This window comes from Blastococcus brunescens, assembly GCF_035320885.1.
Lineage (GTDB): Bacteria > Actinomycetota > Actinomycetes > Mycobacteriales > Geodermatophilaceae > Blastococcus_B > Blastococcus_B brunescens.
In genome coordinates this window covers 4,653,520-4,673,307 of record NZ_CP141261.1, presented here as the reverse complement: position 1 = coordinate 4,673,307, position 19,788 = coordinate 4,653,520, and the positions used below count along the sequence as shown (strand labels likewise).

Genomic DNA, 19,788 nt, shown 5'->3' with positions numbered 1-19,788 from the left:
ACACGCAGCCGATGATCGACTTCGGAAGCGCGATCAGGCGCCGAGGACGACGCCCCGGGTCACCAGCGACAGCCCCACGAGGAGGACCAGGCTCGCCGTCAGCACGGGCGCGGCTCGGGTCGCCCCAGCGAGCCACCAGCTCCGTCCCAGGTCGGTCATCCGTCGTTCCAGCCGACCGCGCAACCGCACCAGGAGTAGCCCGACGGCGGTCAACGTAGCCGCCATGCCCAGCCCGTAGGCGAACACCAGGACGACGCCGAAGACGGTGCGCCCCAGGCCTATCGACGCGAGAAGCACGATGAGCGCCGACGGGCTGGGCACCAGGCCCCCGGCGATGCCCATGCCGATCAGCCCCCGCGACCGGCGCCGGGGCCGTGGGTGTGCCCTGCCGGGCCGTGACTGTGTCCACCAGCCCACCAACTGCCGTGCCCGTGCCCGTGCCCGTGCCCGTGGTCGTGCCCGTGGGCGTGCCCGTGGGCGTGGTCGTGGGCGTGGTCGTGGTCGTGGTCGTGCGCATGGTCGTGCCCGTGGGGGACTGCGCCTGGATGCTCATGCCCGTGGTGATCGCCTGCTGAGCGGGTGTGCGCGGTGGAAACGTGCACGGCTGCATCACCGCGGAGGCCGGCCGGAAGTGCACCGGCCAGGGCCGGCTCGGGCAACTCGTGAATGGTCGGCGTGGTCGCTGCGTGTGCCGGGCGCCGGCTCCGCAACGCCCCGCGCAGCATGAGCACCCCGATACCGGCCACGAGGAGCCCGCTGGCCACCCCGAGCCAGCGGATCACCTGGTCACCGGCCAGCGAGCTCGACAGCGAGAGCGCCAGACCGAGAACGAGCACGCCAGCCGTGTGCGTGACCGTCACGGTGGCCCCGACGGTGAGGGCGTCGCGGGTGCGCCCGCGGCGTCCGGCCAGATAGGCCGCCATCACCGCCTTACCGTGCCCGGGCAGCAGCGCGTGCCCGGCGCCCAGCAGCACCGCCAGCAGCACAGCGAGCGTGCCGACGAGCGGGGTCAGTCCCCGGTCGCCGACGAGATCCTCCAGCCAGCGGTCCACCGCGGCCAGCGCGCTGCTGAACGGATCCCCCGACTCCGGGGTGAGCGCCGCCCCCGCGCCGGTGTTCTGGCCGGGCTCGGTCGCGACCGTGAACGCGCGGACGTCGACCGGTGAGGACAGCAGGTCGTCGGGGTACGCCCGCAGCTCGTCGCTGATGCTCTCCACCGGAACCGGGGAGTCGACCAGCCGGACCCCTCGCCGTCCGCCGTCACCTCCCGCCACCCCACCCGGTCAGCCAGGTAGGTGTCCTCGAAAGCGACCTCGGCCGCGGCGTCGAGCCCGGCAGCCGCCTGCAGATCACAGGTCAGCCGGAGGGTCGGCAACCCGGCCGCTCCCGGCACGGTCTCCATCGCCGAGCCCCTGACCTGCCAGTCCACGGGTGCGCCGTCCACGGTGAAGCGCAGGGTCCGGGAGAGCTCGCCGCACTCGGTGGTGGCCGCGGCGGCGAGCTGTTCGGCACTCGGCGAGCCGTCCGGTGCGATCGTCTGCAGCGCCTGCGCCGTCGGGATCTCCGCCCGGTCGACGACGGACGTGAGCTCCACCCGATTCGGGAAGAGCTGGACGTGGTCGTAGTGGTTGACCGTGAAGTTGCCCAGCGGGTGTGCGTGGGCCGCCCCGGGACGGCGACCCAGAGGGCGGTCCCTGCCAGGAGGACGACGGCGGCTCCCCGCCGGCTCACGGGCGTCCGCCCAGCGAGCCCAGCAACTCCTCGGCCCGGGGAGCGTGCAGCGGGGAGAAGTAGGGGTTGGTCTCCAGCGCCTCGGCGAGGGAGGTCCGAGCCTGGTCGTCTTGCCCGAGCGCCGCCTCGATCACTCCGCGGTGGTAGAGGAACAGTGCATTCCGGCCACCGAGTGCCGTGGCCTGCTGGGCGTGGGGCAGCGCCTCGGCATCCCGCCCCGCAGCGTGCAGTGCCCAGGCCAGGGCGTCGTGCGAGTCGACGTTCTGCCGCCGGTCGTATTCCGCCTGTGCAGCAGCCAACGCAGCGGCCGGGTCGCCGTGATCGGCGGCGAACAGCGCCATGGTCAGGTCGTCGGACGCCCCGCTCGCCTCGAACAGCGCACGCACCGTCTCTACCAGCGCGAACTGCTGCCCGGCTTCGTCCGTCCGCCCCTGGGACTCCAGGTAGGCACCGAACTCCACCAGGTGCTCCGGAAGCGGGCTCGCATTCACCACGGCCTGGAAGGTCCGCACCGCCGAATCGACCTCCCCTGCGCCGCGAGAACCCGTGCCCGGCCCAGCAACAGCGAAGTGTCGCCCGGCACGGCATCGAGGCCGGCGTCGTACTGCGCGGACGCCTCCTCCAGGTCACCCGCCGCGAACGCCAGCGCGCCCAGGTAGGTCCGGCAGTAGGCCTCACCGGACCCGCCCTGCGTCGTCCCCAGCGCCTGTTCCAGCGCGGAACGCGCACCGGCCAGGTCGCCGTGCAACTCCGCGTCGTAGGACGCCCGGGTGAACGAGGCTAGCCCCGGCCGGAGGGCCAGCATCTCCTGCAGCGCATCAGTGGCGCCCGCGTAGTCCCCGAGCTGGGTCCGTGCGTCGGTCAGCACGCCCCACGCCGTCGCGTTGTAGGCGTTGATCGCCAGCGCCTGGCCGGACAGATCCGCCGCCGCGGCGAAGTCGTGGCGGGCGTTGGCGAGCGCGCCTTGTCCGGTCAGCGCGGCGTCGTTGCCGTCCGGTCGCAGTGCGAGCGACTCCTGCAGGGCGCCCTCAGCCCGGTCGTAGTAGGACGGGTCCGCGGTCACCCGGGCCTGCTCGACGTAGGCCGACCCCAACTGCGCCCAGGTGGTGTAGTCCCCAGGCACGTCCTCCAGCCGCAGTTGCGCAGCCTCGATGGACGCCGTGAGCGGGTCGACCTCGGCGACCGAAGCCGCCGCCTGCTGAGCCGTCGCGTCCTGGTCCACGGAGGCGGTGTAGAAGGCTGCCACCGCGACCAGAAGGAACAGGACGCCGGCGACAACCGCGCTCACCGCGGTCCGGGTGCGCATGGTCAGACGTTCGGCAGGTCGCCGGCGGGAACGGTCATACCGGCGGCGATGCGCTTGTCGCTCTCCTCCAGGGACCGCTCCATGTCGAGCGTGGCGCGGACGACGTAGTTGTCCTCGTAGGACCGCGCGGACTGGTCGAAGTCTCCGGTGCACGTGATGAGCACGATCTCCGAGCCATCGACCGGTGCGTATATCTCGTCGGTCGGCAGCGCGTCCTTCGGGTACTGCTGAGCGTCGCTGACGGCGAATACCGCCACGGTGTTGTCGGCGCGGGTGACCAGCACCTCGTCTCCGGTCGCCAACTCGGTCAACCGGAAGAAGACGGCCGGGCCGGTGACGTCGTCGACGTGGCCGGCGATCAGGCCGGGGCGACCCTGCGGATCGCCGGGGTAGTTGCCGCCGGTGAACCAGCCGGCCTTGGCGTAGTCGACGGGCACCTCGAGCGTGCCGTCCCCGTTGAGGCCGAGGTCGACCAGTGGGGAGCTCACCTCGATGGCCGGGATGTCGAGCTGGACGGGCTCGGCCCGGGCCAGCGCGGTGACCGCGTTCGGCACCTCGGACGGACGGGGAGTGACCTCGGTGGCGACCGGCGGGACGGCAGCCGCCGAAGGCGTCGCCTCGGAGCCGCCGAAGACGAAGTAGCCCACGAGCAGTCCGGCCGCGAGGGCCCCCAGGGTCGGAAGCAGCCACACCGGGATGCCGCGGCGCCGACGGGCGGGGCTCGACTGCTCACCGTGCCGCATCTCGGATTCGAGCAACGGCCGCTCACCCGAACCGTCACCGGGGAAGGGCGAGGAGTGATCGGGGTTCGTGCTGGACAACAAAGACCTCCTGTGGCCTGTTCTCGCGCCGTCGGCGACGTTCGCCCGGGGGCGTGGCTGTGGGGTGCGGCGGCACGCCGCACCCCACAACCGTCCAGCGCGTCAGCCCTCCGTGGTGGAATTCGCCGCTCGGCGCAGCGCCCGCCCCGGATCAGCGATCCGGCACCGGCCCCGATGAGCAGGAGCGCAGCCGATCCCGTGAGCGCCGGGATCAGGGTGTCCTCGACGCCACCCGCGCCGGTCTCGACCCCGCCCCGGGGGTACCTGTTGGCCACCGGCTGACCGGCCTGGGCGGCCGGCTTGGCCGCCGGCTGCTCCGCCGGCTTGGCAGCCGGCTGTTCCGCCGGGGCGACGGGCTTTCCGGGAGTGCCGTTGCCTGCCGCCGTGTCGGTGCCGCCGGCACCTGTTCCGCCGCCCTTGTTGACCGCCTGCGTGTTCGGGCCGGCGATGTAGGGGAACGACGCGGAGAAGGCGTTGTCGTTGGAGTTGACCTTGTCGCCCTCCTTCAGCGCGTCGAAGGCGGCCTGGCGGTCGGCCGGGATGTTGTCGACGTTGTAGATCCCCTCGAGCGCGAGGATCTCGATGTCCACGACGTCGTCGGCGAGACGGCGGCCGTTCGGGAAGCCCTGGATGTCGCCGCCGACGACCCCGAGCCGGCTGGCCTCGTGCAACGGCTGCATGTCCAGACCGGTCGGTCCGGTGATCGCCATGTTGAGCCGCAGCATCTCCGACGGCTGGAAGGCGGCCGGATCTGCAGCCGCGTTGAGCGCCTGCGAGTTGAGGTCGACGTCGATCGGATTCGGCGTGGCCGGGTCCCCGTCGACATCCACCACCCCGTTGGTGACGACCCCGGTCAGGAACACCTCGAAGATGTCGTACCGCGGGGTAGCCGGTGCCGGGATGCCGTAGATCGCTTCGATGAGACGCGGCACCTCGGGGTCGAGGACCCGGGCGACGACTGCGCCGTCGGCCGCAGCCGCGTCCTGGTCCGGGGAGATCGAGTTGAAGGCGTCCTTGAGGCCCGCCGGGACGACGACCTCGTTGACCAGCGGCTGGCCGAGGCGGGAGACCTGGGTGAAGCCGGGGTTGGCGTCGGCGGCCGTGCCGTCGGCGTCGCGCAGCGTCGGGCGGGTGGTCGTGCTCCAGACCCCGATGACCGGGTTCTCCCCGGCATTGCCCCCGATCGCCACCTGGTCCTTGGGCACCTCGAGCACGATGCTGTTCGCGTTGTACCCGGCCAGCGTGTCCGTGCCGCGCTCGGAGAGGTCCGCACCGTAGAGCAGATCGAAGACCCGGATGTCCAGGAAGAAGGGGTCTTCCGTCTGGGTGGTCAGGGTCATGCCCCCGCCGTCGACCTCGGTCTCGGCGGGCGTACGCAGGTTGTCCACGTACTCCTGGGACGTACCCATGCCGGCCATGCCCGTGTACGACGGCGAGGCCTGGCCTTCGGCGACCGGGGCCCCGTACGTCGTCCCCCGTCGGTGCTCACGTCGAGGGTGAAGTACTGCCGGTAGAGGAGGTTCTCGTCGTCGAGCGAGGTGACCGGGCCGTTGTTGTACAGGAAGGTGTCGGTGCCGCGAAGGTCCTCGGTGGTGAACCGCCACCGGTAGATCAGGTCGGCGACCGCGTCGCCGTTGTTGTCGATGTTGATCAGGTACTCGGCGTCCTCGGCCCAGGGGTAGAAGTTCGGGCCCTGGATGGGCTCCTGGAACGGTCCCCAGTTGGCGATGAGGACGACGTTGTCGGTGTTCTCGGGGCTCGAGAAGGCGTAGACGTCGGTGTTGTCCACGAGGGGTCACCCAGGATCAGCGGCGCCTCCCGGTGACTGGAGGCCCCGGCGATGGTGGGCAGGAGCCCGATCACGGTCGAACCCGCGAGCAGTCCGCCCGCGGCGATCATCGTGGTGGCACGGCTACCCCGGCTGTGGAGGAGTCGTTTGGAACTGAGCATGTGCGTCCCTTCCCAGTCGCCCGGACACGAGCGATCACCGACATGACGTCACAGCCAGCCGGTGAAGGAAGGTCACCCAGCCGCCGATAGGCGCTCCCTGGTACCTGCGCCAGGTCCTCGTCGTCCTGCTGCGACGGCGCGAAGGTAAGCAACGATCGGGCGGCGGCGCGCCCAAGTGTGAGGAAATGCGCAGACACACGGTTCGGCGGTCGCAATCCGTCACGTGACAGGAACGTAGACGACCTAATTGTCGGCTACCGGATCGGGCGCCGCGGGTCAGCCGTTCGAGCGCCGCAAGGGGCTTCAGACAACCGTCGGAGGGGCGCCGGTCTCGCTCACCATGGGCTTGCCGGCCGCCTCCCAGTCGCCCATGCCGCCGGCGACGTTCACCGCGTCGAACCCGTTCTGGTTGAGCCACGCGGCCACCCGGGCAGACCGGCCACCGCCGCGGCAGGTCACGTAGAGCGGATCGGCTTCCGGCAGGTCGTCGAGCCGGGCCGGGACGTCGCCCATCGGGATGTGGATCGCCCCTCGACGTGGCCGTGCACCCACTCGTCGTCCTCACGGACGTCGAGGATCACGGCGTCCTCGGGCAGCTCGCTGACGGAGACGGTCGGAACCTGCTGCGGCATCACGCCCCCATCGTGGCACGCAACAACCGCGGCCCACGGCGGAGGCGGCGTCAGAACAGGTCGAGACGAGGCAGCAGTTGCTCGGCCTGGTCGACGATCCCGGTCGCGGCCTGCAACGCTTCGTCCGTCTCCGCGCTGCTCACCGTCTCGGGACCATGGGCACCCGGGTACTCGAGTTCGTTCCGGCGCCTGCGCAGCACGTGGAAGTCGGCGAAGCCCGGGGCGAACTGCGCCCGCAGCACGCGTTCGACGGCGATGTGCCCGCCGGACGTAGTGGCTCGGAGACCCTGCCGCGCGAGGACCGCGGTGCCGGCGTGGCGGGCGGCGTCGTACGCCAGCACGTAGGCGGAGTCGGGGTCGGTGCCGGCCAGGGTGGCCGAGGAGTCGAGCAGCTGCCGGGCCCGGGCCAGGGACGCCGCCGCGGACCCGACCGCGGCGGGCACGCGCTGCAGGGCTCGCTCGGCGAGCATGGCGTCCACCTCCGCGGCACCTCTCTGCCAGGCACTCACCGCGTCGCCTCGACGGGGGCGGCTGCCTCACGCGGGCGGTCCAGCAGGGTCACGTGCGGAGAATGCCTGACCTGTGCGACAAGAGCGTCTGCGTCGGAACTCGACCACTGGTCGATCGAGCGCACGACGGGGTTGACCGGGAAGTGCAGTCGGCGCTGGGCCCGATCGGCGGCGGCGTAGACGTCCGCGCGACGCGGGGTTCCCACGACCAGGACGTCGACGTCCGCAGGTTCGGGCCCGTCCACGCCTGCGTGACGGGCGGCCCACGAGCCGAACAGCACCACCTCAGCGACGCCGTCGACGTCGGCGAACTCCTCGGCGATCACGACGGCCGGCCCGAAGCTGACCTGCAGCAGTTCCGTGAGCGCAGCAGCGGCGCGGTGACCGGTGTTGGCGCGGTGGAGGCTCGTGCGCCCCACCCGCCGGGCCAGCACGAGCCCGGCATCGACCAGCCGCTGCAGCTCCCGGTGCGCGGTGCTGAGCGGTATCCGGGCGTCCGCCGCGAGGTCGGTGACGGTGAAGTCCTGGTCCGGGTGGAGGTAGAGGCGGGTCAGCATCTCCGCCTGGTGCTGCGACCGGAAGATCGGCAACAACGACGGCGCATCACTACGCATAGATGCAAGAATAATCCCGATTATGTGGAATGACCACCGTCGAGTGCCTCCGCGCTTGCCATGGTCGGAGAAGCGAGGTCCCTCGCCTCCTCGCCGCCAGCGACCTTCATGTCCCGAACGCGACAGCGGCCCCTGCGAGGATGGGGGTGATGACCACCCCCGTGCGCGAGCCCGCCTGGCCGCTGTCCCGCTCGGCGATCGGCCTGTGGGTCACCGAGAGCGTCATCAGCTCGGTCCTCATCTGGATCGGCATCGGCGCCTTCCTCCTCTTCGTGCCCTCCGACGCCGGCGGCCCCGTCCCGGTGCTCCGCTGGGTCCTGCCGGTCGCGGGCGCGCTGTACGCGGCGATCGCGATCGGTGTCCGTCCCTGGCTGAAGCACCGGGTCTACCGGTGGGAGGTCACCGCCGAGACCGTCTACACGCTCACCGGCTGGCTGACCCGCACCTGGACGCTGGTCCCCATCTCCCGCATCCAGACCGTCGACGTCACCCGCGGCGTCCTCCAGCAGATGTTCGGCCTGTCCACCGTCGCGGTCATGACGGCGTCGTCGCAGGGCACCGTCCAGGTCTGGCACCTGGAGGCCGACGTCGCCCAGCAGGTCGCCGACGACCTCGCCCACCGGGCCGAGCAGGTCCGCGACCAGGCCACGTGATCCCGGCCGTGACCGAGCCGACTCCCCGGCCGCCCGACACCGGACGGCGGACCTCCCCCGCGTCGTCCTCGTGCACACGGCGACCTTCCGCCAGGCCCGCCAGTTCGTCCCGGCGATGATCCCGGTCGTCGCGGTCTTCGGCCTGGACGGCGGCGCGTGGACGATCGCCGCCCTCGTCGTCGGCATCACCCTGCTGTCCCTGGCCACCGCCGCTCTCTCCTGGTGGCGGTTCACCTACGCCGACGGCCCCAGCTCCGTCGTCGTCACTCGCGGGCTGCTGTCCCGCTCGGTGCGCACCGTCCCGAACGACCGCATCCGCGGCGTGGAGGTCGAGACGCCGCTGCTGCACCGGCTGTTCGGGCTGGTGCGGGTGCGCATCGACGCCGCGGCCGGGGCGGTCAACGGCAAGGACGAGGAGCTCGTCGTCGACGGCCTCCCCGAGCTGAGGGGACCGGCTGCGTGCCGCCGTCCTCACCCACCGCTCCGGTCCCGTGGCCGAGGAGGGCGCCGAACCGGATGCGGAGGAGCAGTTCGCCCGGTTCGACAACCGCTGGCTGCTCTACGCGCCACTCGTCGGCAGCTACCTCGCCGTGCCCCTGGCCGGCGTGGGCGCCCTCATGCGCCTGGCCCAGGAGCTGCCCGAACGGTTCCAGCCCGACATCGACGGCGTGCAGATCGGCGGCGTGCAGACGCTGCTCGTCGTCGTCGGGGTCGCCCTGGTGCTGCTCGTCGCCGGCTCCGTCATCGGGGCCGCCGTCGTCAACTGGGGCTTCCGGCTGACCCGCCGGGGCGGTTCGCTGGTCGCCGAACGCGGTCTGGTCACCCGCCGGCACACCGAGCTGGAGATCGACCGGATCCGCGGCTGGACCCTGTCGGAGGGCCTGGGCATGCGGTGGGTGCGGGCGGCGCGGGCGAGCGCGCTGGTCACCGGCCTCGGGGACGCCGCCCGGCGGGGCCAGCTCCTGCCGCTGGGCCCACGCGAGGAGGCCCGCGCGCTCGGCGTCCGCCTGGTCCCCGAGCCCGGCCCGTTGCTCCCGCATCCCCGGCCGCGCGCCGGCGGCGGATCGCCCGCGCGCTGATGGCCGGGCTCGTGGTCACCGCGGCCGGGGCCGTCGCCACCCCCGTGCTCGGCTGGTGGTGGGTCCTGGCGATCGGCGTGGCGCTGCTCGTCCTCGGTGTGCCGCTCGGCCTGGGCCGCTACGCCGCACTCGGCCACGCGGCGGGCCCGGGCTCGTTCGCCGTCCGCAGCGGCTGGCTGGTGCGCGAGCAGGCGGTGCTGCAGCACCGCGCCGTCGTCGGCTGGCAGGTCCGGCAGTCGTCGTTCCAGCGGAAGGCCGGGCTGGTGACCGTGACCGCCTGTGTCGGGGCCGGCGGTGGGGCTACGCCGCCGTCGACATGGCCGACGACGAGGTCGTCGCGTTCACCGCCGCCGCATCCGGCGACTGGGCCACTACCTTCGCCGCGCGAGCGGAGTGACCGTCTCGGTGCTGCTCAGCAGGTGCTGGGCCAGCGCCGCAGCCGCCTCCGGATGCTCCTCCGCCAGCAGCCCGACGGCGGCCAGCACGTAGCGCCGGTCCACGATCACCGCCTTGCCGTTCAGCACGCTGCCCGCACCACCGGCGTCCTCGGCCAGCCGGGCGAGGACCTGCTCCACCGCCGCCGGGTCGGCGTGCCGGAAGACGCCGCCGGACAGCACCACCATCCGGGCGGAGCGGGCACTGGCGCCGCCCGGCCCGTAGGCAGCCTCGGCGCGCAGATGCCGGCGCAGGGCCACGGCGGCCGCCGCCTCGCCGAGCGCGAGCGGGTCGTGCCCGGGCGACGGCAGCCCTCGGCCGCCGCGGCCGACCGCAATGCCCCGACGCTCCACGAGACGCCGAGGTCGCCCTCCACCGTGCGGCGGCGGGCCGGCACCCCGACCGCCTCACGGCCCAGCGTCGCCTGCTCGGCGTCCGCGTCGGGCACGCAGTACACGTCGGTGGTCGCACCGCCCACGTCCAGCGCGACGACGGAGACCTCCGCAGGAGCGAGCACCCGGGCCAGCACGGTCACGCTCTCCAGCACGGCGTCCGGGGTGACGGCGCGCACCCACGACCGCAGCCGCGGGTCGGTCGACAGCCGGTCGCCCCCGATCACGTGCTCCAGGAACACCGCGCGGATCGCCGCCCGCGCCGACTCCGGGGCCAGCCGGCCGATGTCGGGCAGCACGTTGTCGGCCTCGTGCACCGGCAGCCCGCCGTTCCGCAGCACGGCCGCCACCTCGTCCCGGACGGCGACGTTGCCGGCCAGGACGACCGGGACGGACCGATCCGTACCGGCGAGCAGTGCAGCGTTGGCCCGCAGCACCGACGCCTCGCCCCCGTCGGTGCCCCCGACCAGGAGGACGACGTCGGGCTCCGCGGCCCGCAGCGCCGCCAGCCCGGCGGCGTCCAGCACCCCGGCCGCCACGTGCACGACCCGCGCACCGGCCGACAGCGCCGCCCGGTGCCCCGCCTCGGCGCTGATCAGCTCCTCGTAGCCGACCACCGCCAGCCGCAGCCCGCCCCCGCGCTCGAGCACGCGACGACGGGCGCCTCGGGGAACCCCGCCGTCGCGGCCAGGGCGCCGGTGACGACGTCGTCGAGGGTGGTGGGGGCCTGGGCGGTGGCCAGGAGCCGCCCGGTGGCCGGGTCGACCAGCGCGGCCTTGGTGAACGTCGAGCCGATGTCGACGCAGGCGATCACCCGGCGGACCCTATCGACCGCGACGGATGGCCCGCGAGGGCCACCGAACGGCCCGACCGGCCCGGGAACGGCGGGCAGGAAATCCTTGCCTGCTCCCGTGCCGACCGTGCGAGGTCCCCGTGTACCTGTCCACGACCGACGCCGCACTCCTGCCCACCCAGCTCGTCGGCAGTCCGGGAGCGGTCCGGCGGCCGGCGGCGCCCGCCCCGGCCGGAAGCTGTGGCCGATGCTGGGCCAGGCGTTCGTCGCCGCCGTCGCCTACGTCGACCCGGGCAACGTCGCGACCAACTTCTCCGGCGGCGCCTCGTTCGGCTACACGCTGCTGTGGGTCATCGTCGCCGCGAACCTCATGGCGATGCTCATCCAGTCGCTGACCGCGAAGCTCGGCCTGGCCACCGGCCGCGACCTCGCCACGCTCTGCCGGGAGCGGCTGCCGCGGCCGGTCACCCGAGGGCTGTGGCTGCAGGCCGAGGCGGTCGCCATCGCCACCGACCTGGCCGAGATCGTCGGTGGGGCCGTGGCGCTGAACCTGCTCTTCGGCGTCCCGCTGCCGGTGGGCGGGGTGCTCACCGCGGTGGTCGCCTTCGGACTGCTCGCTGCCCAGTCCCGCGGGCGCTCCCGCCACCCTGCCTGACCCCCGACGCACAGAGGCGCGCGCCCCCGAGGGGGACGCGCGCCTCGCGTCGTGCCGGAGCGACCCTAGTGAGCGCGCGGCCCGGGCGGCGGATCCTCCGACCTGCCTTCCAGGACCACGTCGTCCAGGTGGCCCTCGGCGTGGGCCGCGACCAGCCGGCTCTTGCCGGGGTAGCGGATCTCCTCGACCAGCTCCTGCATGACCGGCGACGGCTTCGGGGTGAACTGCGAGACCACGATGGTGACCACGAAGTTGATGATCATGCCGATCGTGCCGAAGCCGGTCTCCGGGATGCCCCAGAGGCCCTCGCTGTTGCCGTAGATGTCGATCGTCCACAGCATGTAGGCGATCGTGGTGCCGAGGCCGGCCGCCAGGCCAGCCGTGGCTCCCATCGCCGTCGTCTTCTTCCAGAAGATGCCGAGCACCAGAATCGGGAAGAAGCTCGCGCAGGCCAGGCCGAAGGCCAGCGCCACCACCTGGGCCACGAACCCGGGCGGGTTGATGCCCAGGTAGCCGGCGACGACGATCGCCCCAGCCATCGCGATCCGGCCGACGAGCAGCTGACGCGCCTCCGTGGCCTGCGGGTTGACCCGCTTGTAGTAGACGTCGTTCGCCACCGACGACGAGATGACCAGGAGCAGACCCGACGCGGTCGAGAGCGCCGCGGCCAGAGCACCGGCAGCGACCAGGCCCACCACCGGCGCCGGGAGGCCGGCGATCTCCGGCGTCGCCAGGACGATGATGTCGTTGTTGATCACCAGCTCCCCGGTGTCGGGCCCGTAGTCGATGACACCGTTGTCGTTCACGTCGTCGACGGTGATGAGCCCGACGTCCCGCCATGTGTTGAACCAGCCCGGCGTCGCATCGGTGCCGGTTCCGGCGATCTGGTCGATGAAGTTGAGCTTGCTGAACGCGCCGACCGCCGGGGCGGAGGTGTAGAGCAGGGCGATGAAGAACAGCGCCCACAGCGCCGAGTACCGGGCGGCCCGCACGCTCTTGGCGGTGTAGAACCGGACGATCACGTGCGGCAGGCCCGCGGTGCCGAACATCAGCGCCGCGGTGATCAGCACCATGTTCATCATGGAGGTCTGCGTGAAGGCCTCGGTGTACGCGGCGAAGCCGAGGTCCTGCTGCAGCCCGTCGAGCTCGTCCAGGATCTCGCCGAACGCGATCTGGGGTACGGGGATCCCGGTGATCTGGGTCGAGATGGCCACGACGGGGATCAGGTAGGCGATGATCAGGACCGTGTACTGCGCCACCTGGGTCCAGGTGATCCCCTTCATGCCGCCGAGCACGGCGTAGAAGAAGACGATCACCATGCCGATGACCACACCCGTCGCGGTGCCGACACCGAGGAACCGCTGGAACACCAGGCCGACGCCGGCCATCTGCCCGGCGACGTAGACGAACGAGACGACGATCGCCGCGACGACCGCGACCAGGCGTGCGGTCTCGGAGTACCGGTCACCGACGAAGTCGGGAATCGTGTACTTGCCGAACTTCCGCAGGTAGGGCGCCAGCAGGAGGGCCAGCAGCACGTAGCCGCCGGTCCACCCCATCAGGTACACCGAGCCGGCGTAGCCGTTACCGGCGAAGGCGATGATGCCCGCCATCGAGATGAACGACGCGGCGCTCATCCAGTCCGCCGCGATGGCGGCACCGTTGGCCGGAGCCGGGATGCCGCCACCGGCGACGTAGAAGCCGGACGTGGTGGACACCCGGCTGGCGTAGGCGATGTAGATGTAGATGCCGAACGTGATGACGACGAAGACGAGCGTCCAGACCTGGATGTCGCTCATGAGTGGTGGACCTCCTCCTCGTACTCGTCGATGCCGAACTCGGCGTCGAGCTTGTCCATCCGCCAGACGTAGACGGCGATGAGCACCACGAACGTCACGATGGATCCCTGCTGGGCGAACCAGAAGCCGAGGGGAAGCCGAGGATCTCGATGGTGTTCAGGGCGTCGACGAAGACGATCCCCGCACCGAACGACACCAGGGCCCAGATCACGAGCAGCACGCTCATCAGGCGGAGATTCCTCCGCCAGTACTCCTTACGCTGTGTAGCGTCCACCCACTCCTCCAGAGGTCCGGCCCTGTGTGTCAGGTCACATGCGCGCGGAAAGGGAAGCAGACTGGTCCGTGCCGGTCAAACGCTGACATATCAACTGCAACGAGGTCGTGACTTTCGATGAACTTTCGAACGCACCGGCAGGTGAGGCGCTGTCGCTACGGCGCCGGAGCACCTAGAGTCCCGTCCCCATGGCAGTGAGTACACGGGAGTCGGAGCGCCGCGGTCGACGTCGCAACCCCGGGAGCAGGCGTCTGCTGGGCGCTGCCCTCCTGGTCCTCCTCGGGGCTTTCCTCCCGTGGGTCGTCACGGGCGCGGGCAACGTCGCCGGCGTCCGGGGCGCCGGCCTGTGGACCATGTACGCCGCGGTCCTCGGCATCGCCGGCGCCATCATCCGCTCCCACGTCCTCGCCGCCGCCCACGCCGCGCTGCTCGCGGTCGTGGCCACCGCTCTTCCGCTGTGGCAGGTGCTGCACCTCGCGAACCTCGTGGGCTTCTCGGGGTGGGCGCCCGGCCCCGGGTTGGTACTGAGCCTCGGTGGAGGCATCCTCGCCGGCTCCGCCGCCGTCTCGTTGTTCCGGGCCTCTCGGGCTGCTCCTGCGGCGAACTGACCCGTCGACCCACGCGGCACCCCTTCGGTCAGGGCACGGTGACGCGCGGACGCCGTGGGCCGCGACGACCCCGATCCGGCCGAGGCCGGCTGTACGTTCGCGGCATGCCGGGTCTCCCGGAGGGGTTCACCTCCACTCTCCGGCAGCGGATCCCGTGGTGGTCCCATCCTCGGCGGCGCGCCGTCGTCCTGGCCGCACTGCTGGTCGCCCAGTGGGCGCTGGTGGCCGGCGCCTCCACCCCTGGGCTGGCCGTGGCGATGTACGGCCTGGTGCCGATCGTGCTCGCCGGCTACTGGTTCGAGCTGCGCGGTGCCCTGCTGCTGGCGACCGCCGCGACCCTGGTGTTCCTCACCGACAAGCTGCTGGTCTCCCACCCCGACCTCGCCGGGTCGACGCTCTGGCTGGCCACCCTCAACCGGGCGCTGGTGTTCTTCTCGGTCGGCGTCCTGGTCACCCTGCTGCTCCGTCGCGAGCGGGCGCTCACCCTGCGCGTCCGCATCCAGGAGGAAGAACTCGCCGAGCTCGACGCGCTGCGCGCGGCGCTCACCCCGGCCGACGTCCCCGAGCGGCCGCACCTGACGATCGCCACCTCCTTCACGCCTGCCGAGGGGCTGGTCGCCGGCGACTTCTTCCTCGTCGTCGACGGTCCGGACGCCAGCACCACCGTCGTCGTCGGGGATGTCGTCGGGCACGGGCTCGACGCCGCCCGGTGCGCCGCCTTCGTGCGGGCCGCGCTCGCGACCTTCGCCCGGTTCACCGCCGACCCGGTACAGCTCCTCCAGTTGGCGAACACGGCCCTGTCCGAGCACCGCAGCGCCGAGTCCCGGTTCGTCACCGTCGTCTGCCTGAACATCGCACCCCCGCCCGGGCGCACCGTGCGCTGGGCCGCCGCGGGGCACGAGGTGCCGTGGGAGCTGGACTCGGCCTCACCCCTTCCGGGTGGCCGCGTGGGCGCACCCCTGGGCATCGGCACGCCCCTGACGATCGGCGCGGGGACGTACGCCCTCGCCGAAGGAACGGGGCTGCTCGCCTTCACCGACGGTCTCGTCGAAGGCCGGAGCGCGCGCCGCGACCCGTCCCGACCCGTCGAGCTGTTCGGCGAGGAGCGGGCCCAGCAGCTCGTCCGTGACCACCGTGGAGCGGAGCCCGCCGCCCTGCTCGACGCGCTGGTGTCCGCCGTCACCGCGTTCACCGGGGGCGCCCCGGCCGACGATCTCTGCCTGGTGGCCGTCCGCGCGACGCCGGCCCTGGCCACGAGCGGCTGACCCACAACGTTGCGCAGCCCGTAACGCCACGCACATCCGGCGACGGTGCAATGGGTCATGACCGGGACGTCGACAGGGTGGTACCCCGTGGCTCGAAGCGCCGAGATCGGGACGACGCCGGTCCCCGTCGGAGCCGCGGGGCGGGCGTTCGTCGTCGTCCGCCTGAGGCCCGGCGGCGAGATCAGCGCCTTCCCTCCCGCTGCCCGCACCGGCTGGTCCCGCTGGCGACCGCCACGGTGACCGACGGCCGGTTGCAGTGCCCCGCACACGGCTGGTCGTTCGACGGCGAGGGACGGTGCCTGGACATCCCGTCGCTCGGATCGGCGGGCACCCCGCCCCCGAGGGCGGACCTCGCGACGCCGTGGGCGGTCGAGGAACGGCACGGCTGGGTGTGGCTGGCGCCGGAACGGGCCGCGTCGCCGTCCCCACCGCGGACCCCGGCCGCGGACCCGGAACCAGTCCCGCCACCGAGGTCTCCCCGGGGCCCGATGTTCGGCAATCTCGATCCCGCCCTGGAGCACGCGTGGCACCCGGTGGCGTTGTCGCGCGAGCTCCGACCCGGGGGCTGGCTGCAGATCCGCCTCCTGGGCCGGACCTGGATGCTGCGCCGGGACGGCGCCGCGCTGGCCGCGGACCCACCCGCCCACGGTGTACGCGAGCGGCTCGGCGTCATCTGGCTGGCGCCGGACGAACCCGCCGATGTCTCCCTGGACGTGCCGGAGGCCGCTGACCGGCGGTTCGTCGGCAGCTGGCTGGCGCCGGCGCGGTCACCCGGCCCGGCGGGCCCGCTGGCCGACACCGTCCTCGACGCCACCCACGGCCCGTTCGTCCATGCCTCGACCGTCGGCGCCGCGGACAGCGCGGAGGTCACCGCCTGTGAGGTGGTGGTGGAGCCCGGCGGCTTCAGCAGCGTGCAGGATCAGTGGGTCGACAACCCGGTCGATCCGGCGGTGACGACCGGCGGTCGCCCGCTGCGGCAACGGCGTCGGACGACCTACACCTACCGGGCGCCGTTCCAGCTGCGGCTCCGCCAGGACTTCCTCGACTCCGGCGCGACGACGACGATCCTCTACCTGCTGCAGCCCGAGGATCTCGACTCCACCCGGATCTACGTCTGCCTGCTGCTCTCCGACGGCCGCGGGCAGCCGCTGCCCACCCCGCCAGGGCCGCCGCCCGGTTGGCGCTCCAGCGGCAGATCCTCGAGGAGGACATCCGCTCCCAGGAGGTGCTCGAGCTGGCCGGGCTGCCGCTGGACGGCCGCGACGAGCTGCACGTGCCGGCCGACGGGCGCGGCATGGCGCTGCGCCAGGCGCTGTGCGACTTCATGCTGGCGGGACGACGCCGGCTGGCGGCGTGACCGGTCAGTCCGCGACCAGGTCCTCGCCGCACGCGGGACAGGTGGTGGGCGGATCCTCGTCCGCGAGCCCGCCGCACGCCGGACAGACCCGGCGCAGCCAGCAGGCAGGGTCGCCACCTCGTCGCCGGCTGCCGGCCGGACGGGGATCTCCTCGCTCACGGGGCGGTCCCGGGTGCAGTGGAACCGGCGAGCTGGTCCAGGACGGCGACGGCATCCGGGCGCCGGTCCTCGGGCAGCCGTTCCAGGAGCAGCTTCATGTCGGCCAGTCGCAGGTCGTCGTACCGGTCGAGGATCGCCTGTCCTGCGGGGGTCACGGTGAGGGTGAGCTCCCGCCTGCTCCGCGGGGAGAGCCGACGGTCGACGAGCCCGGCGGACACGAGCCGGTCCACCAGCCGGCTCGCCGTCGAGAGGGTGACGCCCATGCCCGCAGCCAGCCGGCCCAGGTTGGGCCCGTCCAGTGCGCGGAGCACGGTCAGTGCCCGGAGCTGGACCACCGAGAGCCGGCCCAGCTGGTCGGCCGCACGCGTCGCGACGCCCACGACCGTTCGGGCGAGGGCCAGCAGAATCTCGTCCTCGGCGGGCCGCACGACGCCTCCGGTTTCATTGCAGTCGGACAACAGTTGGCATTCTGCCGTAGGAGGCGGGTACGGGGCCAGCGTTGCGACTCCTCAGGGAAGGACCCTCATGACCACGCTCCACCCGCTGCGCAGACCGCTCGCGGTGGCCGCGCTCGCGGCGCTGCTCCCGCTGACCGCCTGCAACCAGGACAACCCCGTCGCGAACGAGGGCGAGGAGGTCGTCGGGGGCAACGTCGGCGCCGACGAGGCCGTGACCGAGGACCTGAAGATCACCGCGCTGCAGCTGGCCTACCCGGAGGACGGGCAGTGGGAGGAGGGCGAGGACGTGCCCGTCTACGCGGCCATCGCCAACACCGGGTCGACCGGTGACCGGCTCGTCGAGGTCCGCGGGGATGATTTCGCCGACGCCGAGCTGACCGGCCTCGACGGGGGCAGCGGCGGCATCGAGGTGGCCGAGAACGACAACGTCTACCTGGAGCCCGAAGGTCCGCCGTCGGTGCTGCTGCTCGATCTCGGGACGTCGCTGCGGTCGTCCCAGTCCATCCCGGTCACCTTCGTCTTCGAGGAGGCCGGCGAGGTGACGCTGGAGGCATCGGTCGCCTCGTCGCCCCCGGACAGGGCGACTTCGAGGCGCCGGAGGACCCCACCTCCGAGGACTGATCCGTCTGCGGTCTGACAGCGGGGTCATCCCACAGGGCGACGACGTCGCCGAGGCCGCTGCCTAGGGTCTCCGTGATGGACCGCCCCTCGACCGCGTGGCCGCGTGGACGCGCGAGCACCCCTTCGCCGTCGACGTCGTCCTCGCGGTCGGGGTGTTCTTCTTCAGCGTCCTCCTCCCGATGAACAGCTACTGGCAGGGGCAGGGGACGGCGCTCGCCTTCGGGGTGCTGCTCACCGCACCCTCGCCTGGCGCCGGCGCGCACCGATCCCGGCCGCGGGCGTGGTCGTCGCCGTCGGCCTGCTCGAGCTCGTCCTCGTCGACGACTTCCTCGCCGCGAACGTGTCCGCGCTGATGATGGTCTACGCGCTGGCCGCGTACGCGCCGCGCTGGGCCGGGCGCGCCGGACTCGGCATCGGGCTGGCCGGGGCGGTGCTCGCCGCCGCGCGCTACTTCTTCCTGTCGAGCCTGCAGGAGCTGGTGGTCACCGCAGGGTCGATCGCAGTGGCAGTCGTGGCGGCCTGGGCGCTGGGCGACCTCCGGCGGGCCCGTCTCCAGCGGGAGGCGGCGCTGGAGGAGCGGGCGCAGCTGCTGGAGCTGGAACGCGACCAGGAGATGCGGCTGGCCGCCACGGCCGAGCGGGCCCGCATCGCCCGCGAGCTGCACGACGTCGTCGCCCACTCCCTCTCGGTGGTCATCGCCCAGGCCGACGGCGGCCGGTACGCCGGGAAGGCCGATCCCGAGGCTGCCACCGGAGCGCTCGAGGCGATCGCCGCCACCGGCCGGCAGGCGCTGACCGACATGCGCTCGCTGCTCGGCGTGCTGCGCGAGGGCGGTGGCGAGGAGTACGCCCCCAGCCCGACGTCGCCGCGATCCCGACCCTCGTCGAGGACGTCCGGTCCAGCGGTCTCGACGTCGACCTGATCGTGGAGGGCGAGCCACGGCCGATGCCTCCCGGCCCGCAACTGGCCGCCTACCGGATCGTGCAGGAGTCGCTGACCAACGTCCTCAAGCACGCCGGGCCTGCGAGCCGGGCATGGGTGCGCCTGCAGTGGCGCCCCGACTCCCTGGAGCTGTCGGTGCTCGACGACGGGCGGGGCGCCTCGGCGGCGATGGTCCACCCGGACGGTCGTGGGCAGGGAGTCCGCGGCATGCAGGAGCGGGCGTCGCTGCACGGCGGCCGACTCGAGGCGGGGCCCCGCACGGGAGGCGGCTTCGGGGTGCACGCCGCGCTGCCCTACGGTCGCAGGCGATGAGCGAGCCGATCCGGGTGGTGCTGGTCGACGACCAGCAGATGGTGCGGGCCGGCTTCCGCATGGTCATCGACTCCCAGCCCGACCTGACGGTCGTCGGCGAGGCGGGTGAGGGGCGAGCGCCGTCCAGCTGCTGCGCCGGACACCGGCCGACGTCGTCCTGATGGACGTCCGCATGCCCGGCACGGACGGGATCGAGGCGACCGGCCAGGTCACGGCGCTGCCCGACGCCCCGCGGGTGGTCGTGCTGACGACCTTCGACCTCGACGAGTACGTGGTGGCGGCGATCGGCGCCGGGGCCAGCGGCTTCCTGCTCAAGGACGCGCCGCCGGAGGAGATGCTCGCCGCGGTCCGCACCGTGCACGCCGGCGACTCGGTGATCGCCGCCAGCTCGACCCGGCGGCTGCTCCAGCACGTGGCGCCGAT

24 protein-coding genes and 8 pseudogenes are annotated in these 19,788 nt (G+C 72.7%); 17 read left to right on the top strand and 15 right to left on the bottom strand.

Translation table 11 applies throughout. The features are described 5' to 3' along the window. Window positions 1-33 precede the first annotated feature (33 nt). Window positions 34-342 (bottom strand): hypothetical protein, encoded by a 309-nt coding sequence (locus U6N30_RS31480; protein ID WP_324275386.1) that lies wholly within the window; start codon window positions 340-342, stop codon window positions 34-36. A 5-nt stretch (window positions 343-347) separates the two neighbouring features. Next, entirely contained in the window at window positions 348-1,217 is an 870-nt protein-coding gene (locus tag U6N30_RS31475) for a HoxN/HupN/NixA family nickel/cobalt transporter (RefSeq protein ID WP_324275385.1), read from the bottom strand. A 78-nt stretch (window positions 1,218-1,295) separates the two neighbouring features. On the opposite strand from U6N30_RS31475, the gene U6N30_RS31470 reads away from it, so the two are divergent. Continuing rightward, window positions 1,296-1,625 carry a hypothetical protein gene (locus tag U6N30_RS31470; protein WP_324275384.1) on the top strand — a complete coding sequence of 110 codons (330 nt, stop codon included), beginning with the start codon at window positions 1,296-1,298 and terminating at the stop codon, window positions 1,623-1,625. A 102-nt stretch (window positions 1,626-1,727) separates the two neighbouring features. On the opposite strand, the gene U6N30_RS31465 is transcribed toward U6N30_RS31470, so the two are convergent. The 8 genes and pseudogenes from U6N30_RS31465 to U6N30_RS31425 form a co-directional block, all read right to left on the bottom strand. Continuing rightward, entirely contained in the window at window positions 1,728-2,243 is a 516-nt protein-coding gene (locus U6N30_RS31465; RefSeq protein ID WP_324275383.1) for a hypothetical protein, read from the bottom strand. Next, window positions 2,219-3,037: a tetratricopeptide repeat protein gene (locus U6N30_RS31460; protein ID WP_324275382.1), complete on the bottom strand. Its 819-nt coding sequence runs from the start codon at window positions 3,035-3,037 to the stop codon at window positions 2,219-2,221. The genes U6N30_RS31465 and U6N30_RS31460 overlap by 25 nt, the downstream gene beginning before the upstream one ends. A gap of 2 nt (window positions 3,038-3,039) precedes the next feature. Then, the gene (locus tag U6N30_RS31455; RefSeq protein WP_324275381.1) at window positions 3,040-3,591 is read right to left on the bottom strand and encodes a class F sortase; all 552 of its coding nucleotides are present in this window, start codon (window positions 3,589-3,591) and stop codon (window positions 3,040-3,042) included. After that, window positions 3,522-5,647 (bottom strand): annotated as a pseudogene (locus tag U6N30_RS31450) (DUF4331 domain-containing protein). The gene U6N30_RS31455 and the pseudogene U6N30_RS31450 overlap by 70 nt, the downstream one beginning before the upstream one ends. 464 nt (window positions 5,648-6,111) lie before the next feature. Then, the gene (locus U6N30_RS31440; RefSeq protein ID WP_324275378.1) at window positions 6,112-6,321 is read right to left on the bottom strand and encodes a rhodanese-like domain-containing protein; all 210 of its coding nucleotides are present in this window, start codon (window positions 6,319-6,321) and stop codon (window positions 6,112-6,114) included. Continuing rightward, window positions 6,264-6,443, bottom strand: a complete 180-nt coding sequence (locus U6N30_RS31435; RefSeq protein WP_324275377.1) for a rhodanese-like domain-containing protein — start codon at window positions 6,441-6,443, stop codon at window positions 6,264-6,266. Before U6N30_RS31435 ends, U6N30_RS31440 begins: the two co-directional genes overlap by 58 nt. A gap of 47 nt (window positions 6,444-6,490) precedes the next feature. Then, window positions 6,491-6,949: a hypothetical protein gene (locus U6N30_RS31430; protein WP_324275376.1), complete on the bottom strand. Its 459-nt coding sequence runs from the start codon at window positions 6,947-6,949 to the stop codon at window positions 6,491-6,493. Continuing rightward, the gene (locus tag U6N30_RS31425) at window positions 6,946-7,506 is read right to left on the bottom strand and encodes a helix-turn-helix domain-containing protein (RefSeq protein ID WP_324275375.1); all 561 of its coding nucleotides are present in this window, start codon (window positions 7,504-7,506) and stop codon (window positions 6,946-6,948) included. Before U6N30_RS31425 ends, U6N30_RS31430 begins: the two co-directional genes overlap by 4 nt. A 206-nt stretch (window positions 7,507-7,712) precedes the next feature. Between U6N30_RS31425 and U6N30_RS31420 the strand changes: the two genes are divergently transcribed. The 4 genes and pseudogenes from U6N30_RS31420 to U6N30_RS31405 form a co-directional block, all read left to right on the top strand. Then, the gene (locus tag U6N30_RS31420) at window positions 7,713-8,216 is read left to right on the top strand and encodes a PH domain-containing protein (protein WP_324275374.1); all 504 of its coding nucleotides are present in this window, start codon (window positions 7,713-7,715) and stop codon (window positions 8,214-8,216) included. 115 nt (window positions 8,217-8,331) lie between these two features. Further along, window positions 8,332-8,571: pseudogene (locus U6N30_RS31415) on the top strand (PH domain-containing protein); the annotation flags it as partial. A gap of 136 nt (window positions 8,572-8,707) precedes the next feature. Further along, complete coding sequence (locus tag U6N30_RS31410) at window positions 8,708-9,295, top strand: YdbT family protein (protein ID WP_324275373.1); 588 nt, start codon at window positions 8,708-8,710, stop codon at window positions 9,293-9,295. After that, a pseudogene (locus tag U6N30_RS31405) lies at window positions 9,295-9,534 on the top strand (PH domain-containing protein); the annotation flags it as partial. The gene U6N30_RS31410 and the pseudogene U6N30_RS31405, both read left to right, overlap by 1 nt. Before the next feature lie 132 nt (window positions 9,535-9,666). On the opposite strand, the gene U6N30_RS31400 reads toward U6N30_RS31405, so the two are convergent. Together U6N30_RS31400 and U6N30_RS35010 are read right to left on the bottom strand one after the other, a co-directional pair. Continuing rightward, window positions 9,667-9,990: a glutamate mutase L gene (locus U6N30_RS31400; protein WP_324275372.1), complete on the bottom strand. Its 324-nt coding sequence runs from the start codon at window positions 9,988-9,990 to the stop codon at window positions 9,667-9,669. Between the two features lie 98 nt (window positions 9,991-10,088). Further along, a pseudogene (locus U6N30_RS35010) lies at window positions 10,089-10,936 on the bottom strand (glutamate mutase L); the annotation flags it as partial. A 226-nt stretch (window positions 10,937-11,162) separates the two neighbouring features. Here U6N30_RS35010 and U6N30_RS31390 point away from each other — a divergent pair. Next, the gene (locus U6N30_RS31390; protein WP_324275370.1) at window positions 11,163-11,570 is read left to right on the top strand and encodes an Nramp family divalent metal transporter; all 408 of its coding nucleotides are present in this window, start codon (window positions 11,163-11,165) and stop codon (window positions 11,568-11,570) included. Window positions 11,571-11,635: 65 nt separating this feature from the next. Here U6N30_RS31390 and U6N30_RS31385 read toward each other — a convergent pair whose 3' ends face one another. After that, window positions 11,636-13,369: a sodium:solute symporter family protein gene (locus tag U6N30_RS31385; RefSeq protein ID WP_324275369.1), complete on the bottom strand. Its 1,734-nt coding sequence runs from the start codon at window positions 13,367-13,369 to the stop codon at window positions 11,636-11,638. Then, window positions 13,366-13,595: pseudogene (locus U6N30_RS31380) on the bottom strand (DUF4212 domain-containing protein). The gene U6N30_RS31385 and the pseudogene U6N30_RS31380 overlap by 4 nt, the downstream one beginning before the upstream one ends. 236 nt (window positions 13,596-13,831) lie before the next feature. Between U6N30_RS31380 and U6N30_RS31375 the strand changes: the two are divergent. The 5 genes and pseudogenes from U6N30_RS31375 (at window position 13,832) to U6N30_RS31355 (ending at window position 16,873) form a co-directional block, all read left to right on the top strand. Beyond that, entirely contained in the window at window positions 13,832-14,251 is a 420-nt protein-coding gene (locus U6N30_RS31375; RefSeq protein ID WP_324275368.1) for a hypothetical protein, read from the top strand. Window positions 14,252-14,355: 104 nt separating this feature from the next. Continuing rightward, window positions 14,356-15,516: a PP2C family protein-serine/threonine phosphatase gene (locus tag U6N30_RS31370; protein WP_324275367.1), complete on the top strand. Its 1,161-nt coding sequence runs from the start codon at window positions 14,356-14,358 to the stop codon at window positions 15,514-15,516. A gap of 87 nt (window positions 15,517-15,603) precedes the next feature. Then, a complete protein-coding gene (locus U6N30_RS31365) occupies window positions 15,604-15,756 on the top strand; it encodes a hypothetical protein (RefSeq protein ID WP_324275366.1) in 153 nt (50 codons plus the stop codon). After that, window positions 15,753-16,580 (top strand): annotated as a pseudogene (locus U6N30_RS31360) (Rieske 2Fe-2S domain-containing protein); the annotation flags it as partial. The gene U6N30_RS31365 and the pseudogene U6N30_RS31360, both read left to right, overlap by 4 nt. A gap of 113 nt (window positions 16,581-16,693) precedes the next feature. Further along, complete coding sequence (locus tag U6N30_RS31355) at window positions 16,694-16,873, top strand: hypothetical protein (protein WP_324278634.1); 180 nt, start codon at window positions 16,694-16,696, stop codon at window positions 16,871-16,873. A gap of 155 nt (window positions 16,874-17,028) precedes the next feature. On the opposite strand, the gene U6N30_RS31350 is transcribed toward U6N30_RS31355, so the two are convergent. After that, window positions 17,029-17,460, bottom strand: coding sequence for a MarR family winged helix-turn-helix transcriptional regulator (locus U6N30_RS31350; protein ID WP_324275365.1), 432 nt, complete (start codon window positions 17,458-17,460; stop codon window positions 17,029-17,031). Window positions 17,461-17,557: 97 nt separating this feature from the next. Between U6N30_RS31350 and U6N30_RS31345 the strand changes: the two genes are divergently transcribed. The 6 genes and pseudogenes from U6N30_RS31345 to U6N30_RS31320 all read left to right on the top strand — a co-directional run. Beyond that, complete coding sequence (locus U6N30_RS31345; RefSeq protein ID WP_324275364.1) at window positions 17,558-18,127, top strand: copper chaperone PCu(A)C; 570 nt, start codon at window positions 17,558-17,560, stop codon at window positions 18,125-18,127. Window positions 18,128-18,206: 79 nt separating this feature from the next. Beyond that, a pseudogene (locus U6N30_RS31340) lies at window positions 18,207-18,601 on the top strand (DUF7134 domain-containing protein); the annotation flags it as partial. Window positions 18,602-18,724: 123 nt separating this feature from the next. Further along, complete coding sequence (locus U6N30_RS35005; RefSeq protein ID WP_422678164.1) at window positions 18,725-19,033, top strand: sensor histidine kinase; 309 nt, start codon at window positions 18,725-18,727, stop codon at window positions 19,031-19,033. Window positions 19,034-19,035: 2 nt separating this feature from the next. Then, window positions 19,036-19,365: a sensor histidine kinase gene (locus tag U6N30_RS31330; RefSeq protein ID WP_324275361.1), complete on the top strand. Its 330-nt coding sequence runs from the start codon at window positions 19,036-19,038 to the stop codon at window positions 19,363-19,365. Further along, complete coding sequence (locus U6N30_RS31325; protein WP_324275360.1) at window positions 19,362-19,526, top strand: response regulator transcription factor; 165 nt, start codon at window positions 19,362-19,364, stop codon at window positions 19,524-19,526. The genes U6N30_RS31330 and U6N30_RS31325 overlap by 4 nt, the downstream gene beginning before the upstream one ends. Continuing rightward, window positions 19,526-19,657: pseudogene (locus U6N30_RS31320) on the top strand (response regulator); the annotation flags it as partial. The gene U6N30_RS31325 and the pseudogene U6N30_RS31320, both read left to right, overlap by 1 nt. Between the last annotated feature and the right edge of the window lie 131 nt (window positions 19,658-19,788).

Bases quoted from the DNA above. Each gene is read 5' to 3' on its own strand.
- U6N30_RS31480 (WP_324275386.1), bottom strand. From the start codon at position 342: ATGGGCATCGCCGGGGGCCTGGTGCCCAGCCCGTCGGCGCTCATCGTG.
- U6N30_RS31460 (WP_324275382.1), bottom strand. From the start codon at position 3,037: ATGCGCACCCGGACCGCGGTGAGCGCGGTTGTCGCCGGCGTCCTGTTC.
- U6N30_RS31440 (WP_324275378.1), bottom strand. From the start codon at position 6,321: ATGGGCGACGTCCCGGCCCGGCTCGACGACCTGCCGGAAGCCGATCCG.
- U6N30_RS31425 (WP_324275375.1), bottom strand. From the start codon at position 7,506: ATGCTGACCCGCCTCTACCTCCACCCGGACCAGGACTTCACCGTCACC.
- U6N30_RS31420 (WP_324275374.1), top strand. From the start codon at position 7,713: ATGACCACCCCCGTGCGCGAGCCCGCCTGGCCGCTGTCCCGCTCGGCG.
- U6N30_RS31390 (WP_324275370.1), top strand. From the start codon at position 11,163: ATGCTGGGCCAGGCGTTCGTCGCCGCCGTCGCCTACGTCGACCCGGGC.
- U6N30_RS31385 (WP_324275369.1), bottom strand. From the start codon at position 13,369: ATGAGCGACATCCAGGTCTGGACGCTCGTCTTCGTCGTCATCACGTTC.
- U6N30_RS31375 (WP_324275368.1), top strand. From the start codon at position 13,832: ATGGCAGTGAGTACACGGGAGTCGGAGCGCCGCGGTCGACGTCGCAAC.
- U6N30_RS31370 (WP_324275367.1), top strand. From the start codon at position 14,356: ATGCCGGGTCTCCCGGAGGGGTTCACCTCCACTCTCCGGCAGCGGATC.
- U6N30_RS31345 (WP_324275364.1), top strand. From the start codon at position 17,558: ATGACCACGCTCCACCCGCTGCGCAGACCGCTCGCGGTGGCCGCGCTC.
- U6N30_RS35005 (WP_422678164.1), top strand. From the start codon at position 18,725: ATGCGGCTGGCCGCCACGGCCGAGCGGGCCCGCATCGCCCGCGAGCTG.
- U6N30_RS31325 (WP_324275360.1), top strand. From the start codon at position 19,362: ATGAGCGAGCCGATCCGGGTGGTGCTGGTCGACGACCAGCAGATGGTG.